Origin of the sequence: Citreicoccus inhibens, from assembly GCF_019039035.1 — a bacterium.
Taxonomy (GTDB): domain Bacteria; phylum Myxococcota; class Myxococcia; order Myxococcales; family Myxococcaceae; genus Citreicoccus; species Citreicoccus inhibens.
The window spans coordinates 142,153-157,935 of record NZ_JAHNZT010000012.1; the positions used below are offsets into that span (position 1 = coordinate 142,153).

A 15,783-nucleotide genomic window follows, 5' to 3' on the forward strand; every position below is an offset into this window, starting at 1 on the left:
CCGTCAGCGCCGCTCCAGCTCCGCCAGCACCGGCAACTTCAGGATTCGCTCCACCTGCCAGCGCTCCAGGATGCGCCGCCGCAGGATGTCCAACGCCACCGCCGCGAAGACGGCCAGCGCCACGCCTCCCACCACCCCGCCAATCGCGATGAGCTTCGTGTTGGGCTTGGTGGGCTTCTCCGGGAACAGCGCCGGCGTCAGCACCGTGTACCGGTGCTTGAAGGACGCCTTGGAGATCTCCAGCTCCGTCTGCGCCAGGTCCAACCGGCGCAGCTTCTCCGTGTGGCGCGACACCATGACCCGCATCGTGTCCGTGGCCACCGCCACCTGCGGATCATCCGGCGTGCCCAGGAGCGCGCCCGCCATGGGCGCCATGGATTGATCCGTGGGCGAGTCCACGTCATGCCCGCCCATGCGCAGGTACTCCTGGATGAGCGCCTGCTCCTCGGCGCGCATCGACGCGAGCTGCGGCGAGTCCGCCTGCATGGCGGCGATCTTCTGCTCCAGGTCGGTGATGACCGGGTGCTGCGGGCTGAACACCGTGCGCTGCTCGGTGAGCTGGGCGCGCAGCTCGGCCAGCCGCCGGGCGCGCAGCTCCTCGACGTCCGCGATGGCGCGCCGCTTGGACTGCACCATGAACTTGAGCTGCGCCAGGTTGTGGTCCGCCTGGAGGAGCAGCTCGCGGGCGCGCGCCTTCACCGGATCCGAGTCCGCCTTCTTGCGGCGCAGCTCGGCCTGCTTCACCGCGGCCTCCAGCTCGGAGATGGCCTTCTTGATGTTCTCCTTCTCGCGCGCGACCTGCCCCTCCAGGACGCGGACGGACTCGCTGATGGCGGAGACCTCCGCGTCGTGGCGCGCCTCCAGGAAGTTCTTCTGCGCGGCCTCCACGATGTTCATCGCGAGCTGCGGGTCGCTCCAGTCCACGCCGATGGTGACGGTGCCCGTGCCCCCCTCGGCCATGACCGTGAGGCCCTGCTCGAGCTGCGCGATGAGCGCGTCCTGCTCGTCCTCCGGCGCGAGCACGGGCGGCTTCTTGTGCAGCAGCTTCTCCTTCAGGTGGCTGATGGGCGAGCGCATCAGCTCGCGGTACTCCACCAGCTTGGCCTGCTGGATGATGGCCTTGAGGTTGTCGCGGCTGAGCACCATCTCCCACGCGGCGCGGGTCGGTTGATCCGCCTCCACGGGGATGGAGCGGCCCGGGTTCACCAGCGCCGCGATGATGAGGTTGCGGTAGGTGAGCAGCCGCGTCTCCACGTGGTACTTGCGCGGCATCAGCTTGCCCGCGACGGAGCCCAGGCCGCCCATCGCCACGATGATGAGAATCCCGAGGAACCAGTGCCGCAGCACCGCGTTCTTCACGAAGCCCACCGCGTCCAGGAGGAAGCCCCAGTCGATGAGGTCCGCGGGCGCGTTGGTCTCCTCTCGCTCCGGCATGTACGGAGGCGGAGGGGCGCGCCGGGGTGGCGGGGGCGGCCGAGGCTCGGCCGCGGGTGACGTCACGAAGTCCTCCGGGGCGCCGGGGCCTTGAGCGCCTGCCGCACGCGCTTGGCGAACTCCTCCGCGGTGAAGGGCTTGCCCAGGTAGCCGGTGGCGCCGGCCTCCTCGGCGTGCGCCTTGTCCTCGGGGAGGTTGCGCGCGCTCACCATCAGCACCGGCACGTCCGCCACCGCGGGCGAGCGGCGGATGTGCTCGCAGACGTCATAGCCGGACACGTCCGGCAGCGTGAGGTCCAGGCACACGAGGTCCGGCCGCGCGCTGGTTTGCAGGTGCTTGATGGCGGCCTGGCCGCTCGACACCTCCACCACCTCCGCGACGCCGAGTTGGTCGCGCAACAGGTCCGCCAGCATCTTCCGGAACATCGGGGAGTCCTCCACCAGGAGGACGGTGCGCAGTTGGGGCTCCATCCGTGGAAACGCCTTTCCCTTCTTTTTCAGCCGAACCCGAACCGAGGCACGAGCACGAGGACGCCATACGCATAGGCCGCGTTGAAGAGTGCGACCCAGAGGATGGCTTTCTTCAAACCGCGCATCGGGTTGGGGTCTCTCGCGGCCGTGCCCGGCAACGCAATGGTGAAGATGAGGACGGACAGGAGGATGAGCTTCGCCATGTGCGGGCCCTCAGAGGATACCAGCTTGACGCACCGCCAGCCCCAGTGAAGCGGACCATTGGAAGCGGGCTGTTTCCACCCCAGGCGACCGGCTCCACGCCGTCCGCGCCTCGGACTCCACCGAGACCCAGCGGGTGAAGGCATAGCTCGCTCCCAACCCGCCCAGTATCAACCGGTCCGCCGTGGCCCCGCCCACCGCGAAGGCCGTTCCTCCGGTGGCGGACACTCGGGCGCGAGGCCCCAACATCCAGGTGCCGGACGCCGTCACATCCGCCCGGGGGTACACCTGTCCCGTCAACCGGTCGACGAACGGCGTGACGTGCGCCGAGAGCCGACCCGTGAAGTCGTACTCGCGCGAGGGAATCCGGTAACCCATCGCGACGGTGAGGTCGGGCAGCACGTCCGTGCGCTCCAGGCCCTCCGCGGACAGCGACTGCGCCACGCCCACGCCCATGCCCGCCTCCAGGGACGTGCGCCGGTCCATGCGCCAGTTCCAGCCCTCGGTGAGGGTGAGCACGGTGGCGTGCGCGCCGGTGGAGAAGCGCGTGTCGGTAGCGCCCACGGCCGTGGACAGCACCTGTCGCTGCGCCAGCGCCCAGCCGAGCGCCGCCTGCGCGCGGGGGCCGTATTGCAGGGGCACCGCCTCGCGCGCGCCGCCGTTGAGGCCGCCGCTGACCGCGAAGGCCGCCGAGGCGGACAGGCCCAGCCCGCGCCCCAACCACGTGGTGGTGGTGCCCAGCGTGGTGAGCGAGGAGAGGAAGTAGACGCTGCCGCCCTGGGGGATTGGCTGGAGCGGGCCATCCCCCACCGGCCGAGTCGGCGAGTCCGCCACGGGCACGGTGCTCAAGAGGTCCACCCGGCCGAGCACGAACTCCTGGCTGCCGTGGAGCGTGAGGCCCCGGTCCGCGCGCCAGTCGCCGACGAGGCGCCCCACGTGCTGCACCTCGGTGCGCGCGCTCTGGGTGACCTCGCGCAGGCTGAGGCGCGGGGCGTACTCCGCCTGGAGCTGCGTGCCTCCGTCGCGGAACAAGAGCGACAGCGAGGGCGTGAGCTCCGCGTCGCCGGTGATGGAGGGCGTGGTCGCGGGCGTCTGGGTGGCGGGCGTGTCCAGCGAGCGCACGCGCGAGTCCGCGCGCACGGCGACGCCATAGCTCACCGAGGCCGAGGCCACCTCCAGCCATGCACTGGTGAGCACCGCCCCGAGCACGGACTACTCCACCACGACCACGTCGCCAGGGCGCAGCCGGAAGCCCACGGCGCGGCCCTCCGCGCGGATGAGGTCGCGGTAGCGCACGCGGATGCGGGTGGGGGCGGGCAGCTCGGACTCGTCACGGCGCAGGACGAAGATGCGGTCCGGGTGCGCGTAGTCGGTGAAGCCGCCCGCGCCGGCCAGGGCCTGGAGCAGCGTGGCGGTGGGCTCCAGCACCAGCGGCCCGATGCGCGACACCTCGCCCATCATCGTCACCGTCATGGGCTTGGCCTCCTCCAGGGAGACCGTGACGACGGGGTGGTTGATGAAGTCCTTGAGGCGCGTCTGGATCTGCTGGGACAGCAGGGCCGGCGTCTGGCCCGCGGCCTCCACGTCATCCAGGAAGAGCAGGCTGATGCGCCCGTCCTCGCGCACCTTGGCGCGCGTGGTGAGCGACTCCTGGTTCCACACGCGGATGCTGAGCACGTCGCCGGGGACGATGCGGTAGGCCGCGTCCACGGCCGGGGGCTTCTCCTGGTACTCGTCCACCCAGACGTACTTGCCCAGGCCGCCGCACGCGGGCGCAAGCCCGAGCAGCGCGACGCAGGCGAGCGCGCGGGAGAAGACGGCGGGGCGGGGGCGCGTGGGGGACATGGGCGGGGAGACTCTCACGCGAGAGGAGGGACCGCGACAGGGGCGGGGGCAGGGGCGCCTCGGTTGCGTGCCAGCTTGAACACCAGGGCCAGCTCCGCGGGGCGCACCGCGCCGGAGGCGAGGATGAGCGCGACGTAGAGGAAGGCCTCCAGGCCCAGGCGGACCCACGGCTGGATGAAGGACAGCAGCGGATCCACCGCGAAGCACACGAGGCACACGGCCGTCGTCTTGGCCAGCATGACGAGCGAGCGCCGGTCGAACGAGGCGCGGCCCATGCGCCACAGGAAGAGCGCCGTCACCAGCAGCTCGGTGATGAGCATGCACAGCGCGGTGGCGGTGGCGCCGCCGCCGTCCCCCAGGCGCTCGTGGAGCACGGGCACCAGCACCAGGTTGAGCAGCGGATCCAACACCGCGCCCATCACCGCCGCGGCCGTCACCCACCAGGGCTTGTTCATCATGGTGAGCCACACGCTGCTGACCATGGTGACGTAGACGAGCACGAACAGCGGGGACAGCACGCGCAGCGGCATGGTGGATTCGTCGAAGCCCGGCCCGTTCATCAGCCGCACCCACGAGTGGGCGCCCAACACCATGGCCATCATCATGGGCACGGTGACGGACAGCGTGCCCTCCAGCGAGCGGCGCGTGAGCTGCGTCAGCTCCGCCTCCGAGCGGGACGCCGCGCGCGACATGAGCGGCATCAGCACCCAGCCGAAGATGGGGTTGATGAGGAAGGTGAGGCTGGCGATGTTCCACGCGCCCCAGTACCAGCCCACTTCCTTCATGGAGCCCAGCGTCCCCAGGAGGGACATGTCCACGCGGCCATTGCACGCGAGCGCGGCGGCGGTGAGGAAGTAGGGCAGGCAGTCCTTCAGCACGCGCCGGGTGGCGGCCCAGTCCACGCGGAAGCGCAGGCCCAGGTGCGTCTGCGCCAGCCGCCAGCCGACGGCCAGCTTCACGGACTCGGCGGCCACGATGGGGATGGCCAACCACTGCAGCCCCACGCCGCCCGCCGCCGCCAGCGCGAGCCCACCGCCCCAGATGAGCTTGGTGACGATGTTGGAGACGGACAGCCCCGCCACCTTGCCCTTGGCGTGCAGCAGCGCCGCCATGCACGCGTTGATGATGATGAGGGCCTGCGCCAGCGCGAACCACTGCACCAGGTGGCGCACCTCGGGGGGCTCGTTGCGGAAGTGGAGCACCACCGCGAGCGCGCCCATCAGCAGCACCGTCATGCCCAACCGCACGAGCATGGTGGTGCCGAAGAAGTCGCTGGCGTGCTCGGGCCGGACCGCGACCTCCTTGCGGATGTACGTCTCCAAGCCCAGGTTGGTGACGATGAAGAAGGTGGCGGAGAAGCTGTCGGCCCAGCTGAAGTAGCCGAGCGCCTCGGGGCCCAGGTAGCGCGCCATCAGCGGCCGGATGGCCAACGCGATGGCGAACGTCACGAGCAGCGAACCGCCGAGCTGCAAGGTGTTGCGCACCGCGCCTCGGACTTCGTTCGTGCTGTCGCCCTGGCCGCTGTCCTGCGGAGTGGAGTTCTGGGTGTTCACGGTCATGACGGCGCTGGGACCCCCGGGCCCCGGGGGGGCGCGCACATAGAAGACGAGCGGCCGCGGCGCGTCAACGCCGCTCGCCCGACAGCCCGAGGACCTAGCTGGCCCCGCGTCCGGTGATGACCACCGGCACGGTCTGCAAGAGGAGCCTCAGGTCACTGGTGAGGCTCCAGTGGTCGATGTACTGCATGTCCAGATACATCCACTCCTCGAAGGAGATCTGGTTCCGTCCGGACACCTGCCAGATGCAGGTCAGACCCGGGCGCACGGACAGGCGGCGGCGCTGCCACGTCTCGTACTTGGCGACCTCGGTGGGCACGGGCGGGCGCGGCCCGACGATGCTCATCTCGCCGCGCAGCACGTTGATGAACTGGGGCAGCTCGTCGATGGAGAACTTGCGGATGAACCGGCCGATGCCGGTGATGCGCGGGTCGTTCTTCATCTTGAAGACGGGGCCGGACTGCTCGTTCATCGCCGCCAGCTTCTCCTTCAGCTCCTCGGCGTTGACCACCATGGAGCGGAACTTGAGCATGTAGAACGGCTTGCCGTGCTGCCCGGTGCGCAGCTGCTTGAAGAAGATGGGGCCGCGCGAGGTGAGCTTGATGCAGGCTGCCACCACCGCGAAGACGGGCAGCAGCATCCAGATGGCCACCGCGGACACCGCGATGTCGAACAGGCGCTTCATCGCCATCTGGTGCGGCTTGGGCGCCACCGCGGCGAAGTGGAGGTAGCCATCCGCCACCGCGGCGGAGTCCACCGGGCGCGCGCGGTCCAGGCGGAAGCTGTGCGCCGGCAGCGCGAAGGGCACGCCGAAGCGCTCGGCCAGCTTGATGGCGGCCTGCATGGCCTCGCCCTGGCGCAGCGTCTGGCCGGCGATGAAGACCTCGCTCACCGGCATGGTGCGCAGGATGCGCTCCAGGTCATCCACGGTGCCGAGCACGGTCGCGGGCAGCCCGTCTCCGGCGTGGTCGTCGTGGTAGCGCACGTAGCCCAGCAGCGTGCTGCGGCCACGCTTGAGCAGGTCCTCGCCCGTGTAGCGGCCCATGGCCCCGGTGCCCACGATGAGCACCTCGTCCATGGGCGCCTCTTGCGAGGCCATGTGGCGGAAGACGAACAGGCGCAGCATCAGCGCCACCGGCCAGAAGATGACGAGCAGGGGCGCCACGCCGGGGACGCGCGCCGCGTCCGGCAGACCCAGCTGCACCACGGCGAGCACCGTCACCACCGCCAGCGTCGTCACCGAGACGAGCGCCACGTGGTCCAGGCGGCTGCGCTCCGCGAAGCGCGAGTCATACAGACACAGCGCGGTGCCGGTGATGAGCCACACCAGGACGGCGATCACCACGAGCCCCGGAAGGGCCCAGCCTGGGTTGCCCGGGAGCTGCCCGCCCAACCACGCGGAGCCCGTCAGCACGCCCGCGAGCAGGACCAGGTCCACGGTCAGGTTCATCTTGGCCGCGATGCCCGGCGCCAGCTTCGGCGTGTCGGTGGTGGTTTCCTCGACCTTGACCAGCAGCGGATTCCCGGACGAAAGCCCCGACGAACTCGATGACTTCGGACTCTCGACCGCGGCGCTAGAGCTTGCACTGCTCATCGTGTCCACCCCCCTCCGCCGACCGTCTGGACGCTGGCAGAGGATGCCGTTGTGCCTTCAAAAGTACAAGAAGAGGGAAAAACCTGTTTGCCCGATAGGGCGGCGCGTTGCAACCTCTGCACGGTAAGTAAGACGTGACAAGAGGTGAATTCTTGGCGGCGACCGCCCCCGGTCGCAGACGGCGTGTTGCGCGGAACACCTTGCCTCGGACCCCTGTCACGCGCCGTGGACTGCCCTGGGACACAGTGCAGGTCTGGTGCCGCCCGCTTGCTGGCTTTATGAGAGATTGGGGAACCCGCTGAATGCGAAATCCCCGTGAAACTTCAAGGCGTTGCATGACGTGGGGGGAGGGCAAGGCGGGAGGCGCCCGCGTAGATGTTGCAGCGGCCGTTCCGTGCGAACGCAGCCAGCGTCACGCCAGAACGCAGGGCCAGGTCGATGGCCAGGGAGCTTGCGGCTGAAAAGCTGACTATCATGCTTAGTCCGGAAGTTATAGCCTTCTGGACAATCTCGAAACTGGCGCGACTGCTGACCACCAGGGCAACTGGTGGGTTTGAAGTGACCTGGGGGCGAGCCCGGGACGGGGCGCGGACCTTTCCGGCGAGCACGAGGGCGCCCACGACCTTGTCCACGGCGTTGTGGCGGCCCACGTCCTCGTAGGCGGCGAGCACCTGTCCGGAGGCGTCCAGGGCGGCGGCGGCGTGGACGCCTCCGGTGCGCTCGAAGTTGCGCTGGGCCTCCTGGAGCCGCTGGGCGGCGAGGGCCATCAGCTGGGGCGACAGGGGCGGGCCGGGTGGGGGCGGGTCGCAGCGCTCGAGCAGGTCGCTCACGGAGCGACGTCCGCACACGCCGCATGCGGAGGTGGTGAGGGTGCCCCGTCGGGTGGTGGCCAGTCGCTCCACGTCGAACAGGACGCCCGGCGCGGGGGTCACCTCCAGCACGTTGCCCCAGCCCTCCTCGCCCGGACGGCCGCAGTGGGCCAGCCCGCCCAGGTCGTCCACGCTGTGCAGCAGGCCCTCCGCGAAGAGGAAGCCCACCGCGAGCTCGCGATCATTCCCCGGGGTCCGCATGGTGGTGGCCACGGGGTCTCCGCTCACGCGGATCTCCAGGGGCTCCTCCACGGCGACGCGGTCCTCCTCGGACGCGTCCAGGGTGGTGCCGTCCCAGCGCTGGACCTCGCGCGTGGCGACGCCTCGGGGCTCAGCGGCCATGGGCGCTCCCCCGCTTCAGCGTGGCGAGGACGAGGTCCGCCACCGCGCGCGCATCCGACGCGGCCACCCGGCGCGCGGCGAGCGGGCCCAGGGCGTGCGCGGGCGCGTCCGTGAGCACGGCGAGCACCTCCGGACGCGTGGCGGCGAGCGGGGCCTGGAGTCCTTCTCGCCAGACCTCCAGCTTGGGCAGGGGGCCGTCCTTCCAGCCCTCCACGAGCACCAGGTCCACGGTGTCCGCGAGCTGGGCCAGGAGCGGTCCCAGTGTGTCGGCGAGCGGCTCCGCGCGGGTGAGCTGTACGCCCTCGGGCGTGGCGAAGCCCACGAGCGCCGCGCCCGCGATCTGGAAGCGCGCGGTGTCGCTGCCGGGGCGGTGCAGCGGGTGGGTGTCCGAGGAGTGCTTCACCACGGCCACGCGCAGGCCCCGCGCGGACAGCTCGGGGACGAGGCGCTCCAAGAGCGTCGTCTTGCCGGCGCCGGACCAGCCGACGACGGCGAGGGCGGGGGGCACGCTCATGGGCTCGGGGACTCCGACGTCACGGGGCTGAAGGTTGGCCGGTCGAACAGCTCGACCTCCACGTGGTCGCCCTCGGCGAAGTCGGCGCGGCCCGCAGGGAGGATGGCCCAGCCCTCCGCGCCCACGTTCTGGAGGATCTGCCCTGAGCCTTGCGGACGCAGCCTCGCCCACGGGGCGCCGCCGTCGCCTCGCGCCTCCAGGGCAGCGACGGTGAGGAGGTAGGTGAGGCCCGCCTGCTTGTGCCGCGACTCGGTGAGGCGCGCGGTGACGCGGCGGCGGTGCTCGTGCACGCCCTGGTGCTGGAGCAGGAGCGGGCGCGCGAACTGGTCGAACGCGACGGTGGCCGCGCCGGGGTTGCCGGGCAGCACGACGACGGCGGTGGCGCCCAGCTGCGCCACTGCCACGGGCTTGCCGGGCTTGAGGGCCACGCCATCCAGGAGGAACCGGGCGCCAAGCGCGGTGAGCACGCGCTTCACGTGGTCGCGGTCACCCACCGAGGCGCCTCCGGTGGTGATGAGCACGTCCACCTCGGGCGCGAGGCGCAGCAGCGTGGCGCGCAGCTCGCCTTCGTCATCGCGCACGCGGGCCAGCTGCGTGACTTGCGCGCCGGCCTCGCGGGCGAGCGCGGCGACGAGGACCCGGTTGCTCTCATAGACCTGATGCGGGAGCGCGGGGTGGCCGGGCGCGACCAGCTCGTCACCCGTGGCGAGCACGGCCACGCGCGGCGCGGGGCGCACCCAGGCGGTGCTGTCTCCCAGGGACGCGAGCACGCCGAGCACGGCCGCGTCCACGCGCAGCCCCGCCGGGAAGAGCGGGCTGCCAGAGGCGACCTCCTCGCCCATCCGGCGCAGGTCCTGGCCCGGGGAGACGGTGATGAAGATGTCGACCTCGCGTCCCTCGGCGGCGGGGCGCGCGGCCTCCTGGCGGACGATGGCGTCCGCGCCGTCGGGGAGCGGGGCGCCGGTGAAGACGCGGGCGGCCTCGCCGGGGCGCAGCGCGCGCGCGGGCAAGGCGCCGGCATAGACGGTGTCGACGACGCGCAGGCGCGCGGGGCGGTCGCGGTTGGCGCCGCGCGTCTCCTCGGCGCGCACGGCCCAGCCATCCATCGCGGAGTTGTCGCAGCCCGGCAGCGAGCGGGTCGCGCGCAGCGGCGCGGCCAGGAAGTGCCCATGGGCGAGCGCGAGCGGCAGGTGCTCAGGCGCCGCAGGAGCGATGGCGCCGAGCGCGGCCTGACGCGCGGCGGAGAGGGACAGGAGCGACATGACTCGGCCGCACCTTAAGCGCGCGCGCGAGTTCCTTGTCCATCGTCGCGGCGTGAGGCGTGCTCGCCTCCCTCCTGACCTGTCGGGAAGGAGGCGATGGTTCGGGATGCGGCCTGGGTCATTCTCGCCGCCCTGGGTGCGCCGTGCTCGCGGCGCGCCCCAGCGTGCCGTGCTCGCGGCGCGCGGCCCCAGCGCGCCGTGCTCGCATCGAGCGGGGCGGGCGTGGGACGGTGTCCGTGGGAGGTGTGCGTGGAGAAGAGTGCCCGAGCCCCGGAGCATCCGGACGTGACGCTCGCCCTCATCGCGGGCGGGCGCGGGACGCGGTTGTCCGGCGTGGCGAAGGGGCTGCTCGTCGTCGAGGGCCTCACGGTGATGGAGCGGCAGCTCGCGTTGGCTCCGCTGTTCGCGGAGGTGGTGCTGGTGGCGAACGCGCCGGAGCCCTATGCGCGCTTCGGGCTGCGCACGGTGCCGGACGCCATCGCGGGCAAGGGCGCGCCCGGAGGTGTGCACGCGGCGCTCGGGGCCGCGCGGACGCCGTGGGTGTTCGCCGTGGCGTGTGACATGCCCTTCGTCTCGGCCGAGGTGGTGCGCGCGGTGCTGGCGGCGCGGCGCGAGGACGTGGACGCGGTCTGCGGCGAGGTCGCGGGACGATGGGAGCCGTTGCTCGCGGTGTACCGCGCGCGGCTCGCGGGTGCGTGGGGTGACGCGCTCGCGGAGGACCCCTCGCTGCGGCGGCTGCTGGAGCGCGCGAGGACGCAGGTGCTGCCCGAGTCCGAACTGCGCGCGGTGGATCCACGCTTGCGCGCCTGGGTGAACGTGAACACGCATGAGGAGCTGGCGCTCCACAGTGTCTCCCTGCCGCCGCGATAGCGAGGGGTTGGCCGGGCCCCGCCCGCGTGGACGGGGCCCGACGCGTCACGGGCTCAGCGGCAAGCGTCCACGAGCCGGCGCTGGGGCCTGCTCTCCCAGCCGCGTTGATGGAAGGCGTAGCCCGCGACCAGCGGCAAGGTGACGGTGGCCTCGCCGTACACCATCTGCTCGTGCACGGTGGACACCTTGCCCCAACTGCTGGCCTCGCGCAGGGTGGAGCCGGAGAGGGCGCCGTCGCGCTCGTCGGCCACGGTGAGCTGGATGGCGTACTGGTGCATGTCCACGGGCTTGCCGACGAAGTCCGCGGCCACCACCACGTCCTGCGCGAAGTTCTTCGGCACGCCGCCGCCGACCATGAAGAGGCCGGAGGTGTCCATGGCGAGGCGGCAGCGCGTCAGCTCCAGGAAGTCGCGCGCGCTGTCGATGGACAGGTGCGGTTGGCCCTGCCGCTCCCACTGGTGGCGCACGAGCCCGAAGCCCGCCGAGCAGTCGCTGAAGGCCGGGACGAAGATGGGCACGCCCGCTTCGTGCGCGGCGAGCACCACGCTGTCGCGCGTCTTGCCGTGCTGCGCGAGGTAGCGCCCCATCTCGCCGATGAACTCGCGCGAGGAGTAGGGCCGCGGCTCCAAGGCGCCCGCGAGGGTGGCGATGGTGGCGTCGCACTCGCGCAGCTCGTCCTCGTTGATGAAGGTGTCGTAGATGCGGTCGATGTGCAGCTCGCGCAGGGCGTTGTCGTCCGCGTCCGCGCGGCCCCGGTAGTGACGGAAGCCCAGCGCCTCGAAGAAGTCCTGGTCGACGATGAGCGCGCCCGTGGCGACGATGGCGTCCACCATGCGGTGGCGCACCAGGTCCACCACCACCTGCTTCAGCCCCGCGGAGAAGAGGCTGCCCGCCAGGCAGAGGATGATGCCGCAGCGCTCGTCGCGCAGCATGGCGTCATAGAGGGTGGCGGCGCGGTGGAGGTTGCGCGCCTGGAAGGCCATCTTCCCCATGGCCTGTACGAGCGGGCGCACGTCATGCGCCCGGAGGTCGATGTGCTCGATGGTGTCGCGAAGATGCTCGGCTTGAGAGGGAGTCACGTCGGAGGCGTCCTGCCAGGCCCGATGAACGAATCCGGAGGCGCAGGGCCGACGTGGCACCACCCGGAGCGTCCTTACGGCCTCTCCCGCTCGGGAGATGGCCGCCATCGGAGACGCCAGGTGGCATGAGAGGGCTTCTCTAACGCGCGTCCGGGATGGGAGCAACCCTGTTGCTGTAGACGACCCGTTGCATCACTCCGATGCCGGGACACCGAGCGAGTTCACTCGCATGCGCATGACCGATGTGAGGTGAAACATTCGCACGCTGCGCGCGACGCGGTGCGCGCCGTACCCATGGTGAAGCAGCGCCGTCCGTGCTCGCGAGTCGCGCGAACCTGTGGAATCATGCGCCGCCATTCCCGGCTCGAGGGGCGACGATGCAGACCAGTCCATGGGATACACCCGAGGCCGTGGAGCGCGATTTGTCGCAGCGCCTCGCCGCCGTCTCCGACTCCGATACCACCCGCGGCATGTTCTTCCTGGGCGTGCTGGACGCGGTGCGCTTCCTGGGCGGCGAGTCCGCCGTGACGGGGTGCCTGGCGCAGGCCGGAGAGCAGCGCGACTTCGTGCCCATGCAGACGTACCCCATCGGGCGCTTCCTCAAGCTGGCGTATGTCGCGGGGCACCAGCTCGCGGCGCAGTTCGGCGGCTTCGAGGACGCCATGCGCCGCATCGGCACGCAGGCCACGCTGGACTTCCTCAACTCCATGTTCGCGCGCGAGTTCGTCGCGCAGGCCGGCGGCGACCCGAAGAAGCTGCTGGACCTCTTGCACTCGGGCTACCGCACGGCGCTCAGCTTCGGTGAGCGCTCGGTGGAGTGGACGGGGCCTCGCAGCGGGCGCGTGCTGATGAAGCGCTCCATCATGCCCATCCCCTACAACGAGGGCGTGCTGCGCGGCGCGCTGGAGATGGTGGGCGCGCGGGACGTGCAGGTCACCGGTCGCGTCATCTCGCTGGACGAGGCGGTCTACGACACCTCGTGGGATGACTGAGCGTCACTTCGCTCCCGTCTTTGTTCCGACGTAGCGCACGCGGTAGATGCGCCCGTTGCCGTCATCCGTGACGAGCAGGCCCCCATCGGGTAGCTCCAGCAGCCCCACCAGCCGCGCGAAGGTGGTGGGGCCCGAGGGGTCCAACAGGAAGCCGGTGAGGAAGTCCTCGAAGCCGCCCTGGGGTTTTCCCTCGGGTGTGAAGGGGACGAACACCACCTTGTACCCAGTGCCCTCCGAGCGGTTCCAGCTCCCCCGGAACGCCACGAAGGCGCCCCCGCGGTAGCGCGCGGGGAAGGCCGTGCCCCGATAGAACGCGAGCCCGAGCGCCGCCGAGTGCGAGGGGAAGAGCACGTCCGGCGTGAGCGTCTTGGCCACCAGGTCGGGCCGCTCGCTGCGCCCGTCCTTCATCCGCCGCGGGTCCAGGTTCTTCGGCGACAGGTACGCGTAGGGCCAGCCGTAGAAGCCACCGGGTTGCAGGTGCGTGAGGTAGTCCGGCACCAGGTCATCCCCCAACTCGTCGCGCTCGTTGACGGTGACGTAGGGCTCGTTCGTCCGTGGCTGGAAGTCCAAGCCCACGGGGTTGCGCAGCCCGGAGGCCAGCGTCCGCCGCTCCGAACCATCCAGCGCCATGACCTGCACCGCGGCGCGCGGCGGCGCCTCCGCGCCCACGTTGCTCTGACTGCCCACCGTGACGAACAGGTGCTGTCCATCCGGGCTCACCCGCACGTTGCGCGTCCAGTGTTGGTTGTAGCCGAGCCCTGGCAGGGCGGTGACCTCCTCGCCCGAGCCGGTGAGGCGCTCTTGTCCCCGATGATAGGGATAGCGGCGCACGGCGTTGGTGTTGCCCACGTAGAAGTGGGAGCCCGTGAACGCCATTCCAAAGGGGAGGTTGAGGCCATTGCTCGCCTCCGCGAAGACGGAGCGCGCGTCGGCCACGCCCGTGCCTTGCGTGTCGCGCAGGCGTTGGATGCGCTGCGCGCGGCTCTCGACGACGAGCACGTCACCCTCGGGGGTGAGCGCGAGCCAGCGCGGCGAGGACAGCCCTTCCGCGAACACGTTGACCGCGAAGCCCTCGGGCACGTGCAGCAGGGGAGCCGCGGGCACGGGGATGACGTCCGGTGACTTGCTGGCGCTCCGTGTGGCGAAGGGCGCGGGCAGCGACTCCAGCGTCACCTGTCGCGGCGCGGGCTTCAGCACGTCGGTGCGCACGCGCGAGGCGGCGGGGGGCTCGGCGCGTGGCTTCGCGGTGCCCGCGTCGGGTGGCTCGGCGAAGGCGGGGACGGCGAAGAGCAGCGCCAGGGCGAAGCGAGAGGATGGGCTCACGGGCGGTCCTTTCCCGCGCAGCATGCCGTGGCTTTCGCGCGGCGCGCGCGGTGTGGCGTCCGGGCCGCGTGGGAAGTGTTGACCCTCACGGCGACAGCGATTGCACGCGTGCTGTCTGCCCTCACGGCGCGCTGGGGGCGATGCCTGGATTCTAGACGTGCCCGCGCTGTTCGCTGCTGGGACGGAGGCATCCCGGTTGCGGGCAATGGGCCGCACAGGAGGGGCGCCGCTCCCGGCGTGGCCGTCTGACGCGGCGCTGGCGCACCTCTTGCTGTGTGGTCGCCGGCCCGTGGCGCGAGTCACTCTCCTGGCTCGGGAGACACGTGCCCGGGCCGGACCGCGCGGCGTGCTGGAGTGGGTGGGCTGCTCCAGTCCGTGCGGGGGAATGCAGCATTGGAGGCCGGCCGAAGCTCTCCTCCCTTCGGCCGGCCTCTCGACTTGAGGATGTCTGATAGCGGCCCAACGGAAAAATAAGGGACGCTGAAAACATCCACGCGCCGGTACGACCTTTGGTTAGAAAGAGGTCACGCGCGCCCCGGTCGAAGCGCTCCGAGGCGCGGACAGAGGAGAGGTTTCCATATGCGTGGTGCGAACAAGTGGCAGGCGATGGCCGTCGCGGCCGGTCTCGTGGTGGCGTCGCAGGCGGGTGCGGCGGAGCAGATTACGGACCCGACGAAGGTGGCGCGCGAGGCGGGTTCGGCGAGCGGCTTCGGTCATGCCGGGCAGATTGTCGTGAGCGCGGATGCGTCCGGTTTCTTCGGCTACAACACGGGCGCTGACGCCCTCGTGCTCCACCTGGAGCCGGCGGCCGACTACTTCATCCAGCAGAACCTGTCGGTGGGCGCGGCGGCCCTCGTCGAGCAGGTCTTCCAGGACGGGCCGAACACGACGGCGCTCGGCGTGGTGGTGCGCGCCGGTTACAACCTGGGCGTGGCCGAGAAGGTCTCCCTGTGGCCGCGCGTGGCCTTCGGTCCGAAGTTCATCCACGTGAGCGGTGGCGGCAGCGACCTGGCGTTCGTGCTGGAGGGCTACCTGCCGGCGCTGTTCCACGTCACGCCGCACTTCTTCGTGGGCGCGGGCCCGCAGGTGCGTGCGCTCATCAGCGACAGGACGGGCGCGGGTGGCTCCGACCAGGGCGCGTTCAGCGGCCACGACGTGACGATTGGCATCTCCACCACGGTGGGCGGCTACTTCTAAAGGCTGTCCCTGGCTCGTTCCGCTGAATGAGCAGCGACGCAACGGTGAAGACGGCCAGGTCGCCTTGGCCGTCTTCACGTTGCGCGTCGCGGCAGCGCTGGGGGGCGTCAGGCATTCCCACGCTTCGTCGGGTTGAGTTTGTCCATGCGAAGCGCCTCCTCTTGTCGTGTTTGTCGTTGTTCGCCTGCGCGACGACGACGCCTGGATTGACCGCGGCTCTGGCGGGCGACCGCGC

15 protein-coding genes are annotated in these 15,783 nt (G+C 71.0%); 3 read left to right on the forward strand and 12 right to left on the reverse strand.

Annotated features, from left to right (window positions below; translation table 11 throughout):
- Positions 1 to 3 precede the first annotated feature (3 nt).
- The 10 genes from epsV to KRR26_RS16820 form a co-directional block, all read right to left on the reverse strand.
- On the reverse strand, positions 4 to 1,500 hold the full coding sequence (gene epsV / locus KRR26_RS16775; RefSeq protein WP_158611481.1) for a PCP family exopolysaccharide biosynthesis protein EpsV: 1,497 nt from the start codon (positions 1,498 to 1,500) through the stop codon (positions 4 to 6).
- Entirely contained in the window at positions 1,497 to 1,904 is a 408-nt protein-coding gene (epsW, locus tag KRR26_RS16780) for an exopolysaccharide biosynthesis response regulator EpsW (RefSeq protein ID WP_120206539.1), read from the reverse strand. The genes epsV and epsW overlap by 4 nt, the downstream gene beginning before the upstream one ends.
- Before the next feature lie 26 nt (positions 1,905 to 1,930).
- On the reverse strand, positions 1,931 to 2,107 hold the full coding sequence (locus tag KRR26_RS16785; protein ID WP_199723794.1) for a hypothetical protein: 177 nt from the start codon (positions 2,105 to 2,107) through the stop codon (positions 1,931 to 1,933).
- A gap of 10 nt (positions 2,108 to 2,117) precedes the next feature.
- On the reverse strand, positions 2,118 to 3,314 hold the full coding sequence (epsX, locus tag KRR26_RS16790) for an exopolysaccharide export protein EpsX (protein ID WP_120206538.1): 1,197 nt from the start codon (positions 3,312 to 3,314) through the stop codon (positions 2,118 to 2,120).
- A 3-nt stretch (positions 3,315 to 3,317) separates the two neighbouring features.
- Entirely contained in the window at positions 3,318 to 3,950 is a 633-nt protein-coding gene (gene epsY, locus KRR26_RS16795; RefSeq protein ID WP_120206537.1) for an exopolysaccharide export protein EpsY, read from the reverse strand.
- Positions 3,951 to 3,964: 14 nt separating this feature from the next.
- On the reverse strand, positions 3,965 to 5,509 hold the full coding sequence (gene wzx / locus KRR26_RS16800) for an exopolysaccharide biosynthesis flippase (RefSeq protein WP_233576980.1): 1,545 nt from the start codon (positions 5,507 to 5,509) through the stop codon (positions 3,965 to 3,967).
- A gap of 94 nt (positions 5,510 to 5,603) precedes the next feature.
- Entirely contained in the window at positions 5,604 to 7,100 is a 1,497-nt protein-coding gene (gene epsZ, locus KRR26_RS16805) for an exopolysaccharide biosynthesis polyisoprenyl-phosphate hexose-1-phosphate transferase EpsZ (RefSeq protein WP_236068691.1), read from the reverse strand.
- Between the two features lie 323 nt (positions 7,101 to 7,423).
- Entirely contained in the window at positions 7,424 to 8,311 is an 888-nt protein-coding gene (locus tag KRR26_RS16810; protein WP_217080312.1) for a formate dehydrogenase accessory sulfurtransferase FdhD, read from the reverse strand.
- Positions 8,301 to 8,825: a molybdopterin-guanine dinucleotide biosynthesis protein B gene (mobB, locus tag KRR26_RS16815; protein WP_217080313.1), complete on the reverse strand. Its 525-nt coding sequence runs from the start codon at positions 8,823 to 8,825 to the stop codon at positions 8,301 to 8,303. Before mobB ends, KRR26_RS16810 begins: the two co-directional genes overlap by 11 nt.
- On the reverse strand, positions 8,822 to 10,087 hold the full coding sequence (locus KRR26_RS16820) for a molybdopterin molybdotransferase MoeA (RefSeq protein WP_217080314.1): 1,266 nt from the start codon (positions 10,085 to 10,087) through the stop codon (positions 8,822 to 8,824). Before KRR26_RS16820 ends, mobB begins: the two co-directional genes overlap by 4 nt.
- Positions 10,088 to 10,336: 249 nt before the next feature.
- On the opposite strand from KRR26_RS16820, the gene mobA reads away from it, so the two are divergent.
- Entirely contained in the window at positions 10,337 to 10,957 is a 621-nt protein-coding gene (gene mobA, locus KRR26_RS16825; protein WP_328707159.1) for a molybdenum cofactor guanylyltransferase, read from the forward strand.
- 53 nt (positions 10,958 to 11,010) lie between these two features.
- Here mobA and KRR26_RS16830 read toward each other — a convergent pair whose 3' ends face one another.
- Positions 11,011 to 12,036 (reverse strand): 1,9-bis(guanidino)-5-aza-nonane synthase, encoded by a 1,026-nt coding sequence (locus KRR26_RS16830; RefSeq protein WP_199723793.1) that lies wholly within the window; start codon positions 12,034 to 12,036, stop codon positions 11,011 to 11,013.
- 377 nt (positions 12,037 to 12,413) lie between these two features.
- Here KRR26_RS16830 and KRR26_RS16835 point away from each other — a divergent pair, with 377 nt between their 5' ends.
- Positions 12,414 to 13,028 carry a TIGR02265 family protein gene (locus tag KRR26_RS16835; protein WP_120206530.1) on the forward strand — a complete coding sequence of 205 codons (615 nt, stop codon included), beginning with the start codon at positions 12,414 to 12,416 and terminating at the stop codon, positions 13,026 to 13,028.
- 3 nt (positions 13,029 to 13,031) lie between these two features.
- Here the strand turns inward: KRR26_RS16835 and KRR26_RS16840 are convergent, their stop codons facing one another.
- Positions 13,032 to 14,351: a PQQ-dependent sugar dehydrogenase gene (locus KRR26_RS16840; protein ID WP_217080316.1), complete on the reverse strand. Its 1,320-nt coding sequence runs from the start codon at positions 14,349 to 14,351 to the stop codon at positions 13,032 to 13,034.
- 579 nt (positions 14,352 to 14,930) lie between these two features.
- On the opposite strand from KRR26_RS16840, the gene KRR26_RS16845 reads away from it, so the two are divergent.
- Positions 14,931 to 15,548 carry a hypothetical protein gene (locus tag KRR26_RS16845; RefSeq protein ID WP_120206528.1) on the forward strand — a complete coding sequence of 206 codons (618 nt, stop codon included), beginning with the start codon at positions 14,931 to 14,933 and terminating at the stop codon, positions 15,546 to 15,548.
- The last annotated feature ends 235 nt before the right edge of the window (positions 15,549 to 15,783 follow it).

Bases quoted from the DNA above. Each gene is read 5' to 3' on its own strand.
- KRR26_RS16835 (WP_120206530.1), top strand. From the start codon at position 12,414: ATGCAGACCAGTCCATGGGATACACCCGAGGCCGTGGAGCGCGATTTG.
- epsY (WP_120206537.1), bottom strand. From the start codon at position 3,950: ATGTCCCCCACGCGCCCCCGCCCCGCCGTCTTCTCCCGCGCGCTCGCC.
- epsW (WP_120206539.1), bottom strand. From the start codon at position 1,904: ATGGAGCCCCAACTGCGCACCGTCCTCCTGGTGGAGGACTCCCCGATG.
- KRR26_RS16810 (WP_217080312.1), bottom strand. From the start codon at position 8,311: ATGGCCGCTGAGCCCCGAGGCGTCGCCACGCGCGAGGTCCAGCGCTGG.
- epsZ (WP_236068691.1), bottom strand. From the start codon at position 7,100: ATGAGCAGTGCAAGCTCTAGCGCCGCGGTCGAGAGTCCGAAGTCATCG.
- wzx (WP_233576980.1), bottom strand. From the start codon at position 5,509: ATGACCGTGAACACCCAGAACTCCACTCCGCAGGACAGCGGCCAGGGC.
- mobB (WP_217080313.1), bottom strand. From the start codon at position 8,825: ATGAGCGTGCCCCCCGCCCTCGCCGTCGTCGGCTGGTCCGGCGCCGGC.
- KRR26_RS16820 (WP_217080314.1), bottom strand. From the start codon at position 10,087: ATGTCGCTCCTGTCCCTCTCCGCCGCGCGTCAGGCCGCGCTCGGCGCC.
- KRR26_RS16785 (WP_199723794.1), bottom strand. From the start codon at position 2,107: ATGGCGAAGCTCATCCTCCTGTCCGTCCTCATCTTCACCATTGCGTTG.
- KRR26_RS16845 (WP_120206528.1), top strand. From the start codon at position 14,931: ATGCGTGGTGCGAACAAGTGGCAGGCGATGGCCGTCGCGGCCGGTCTC.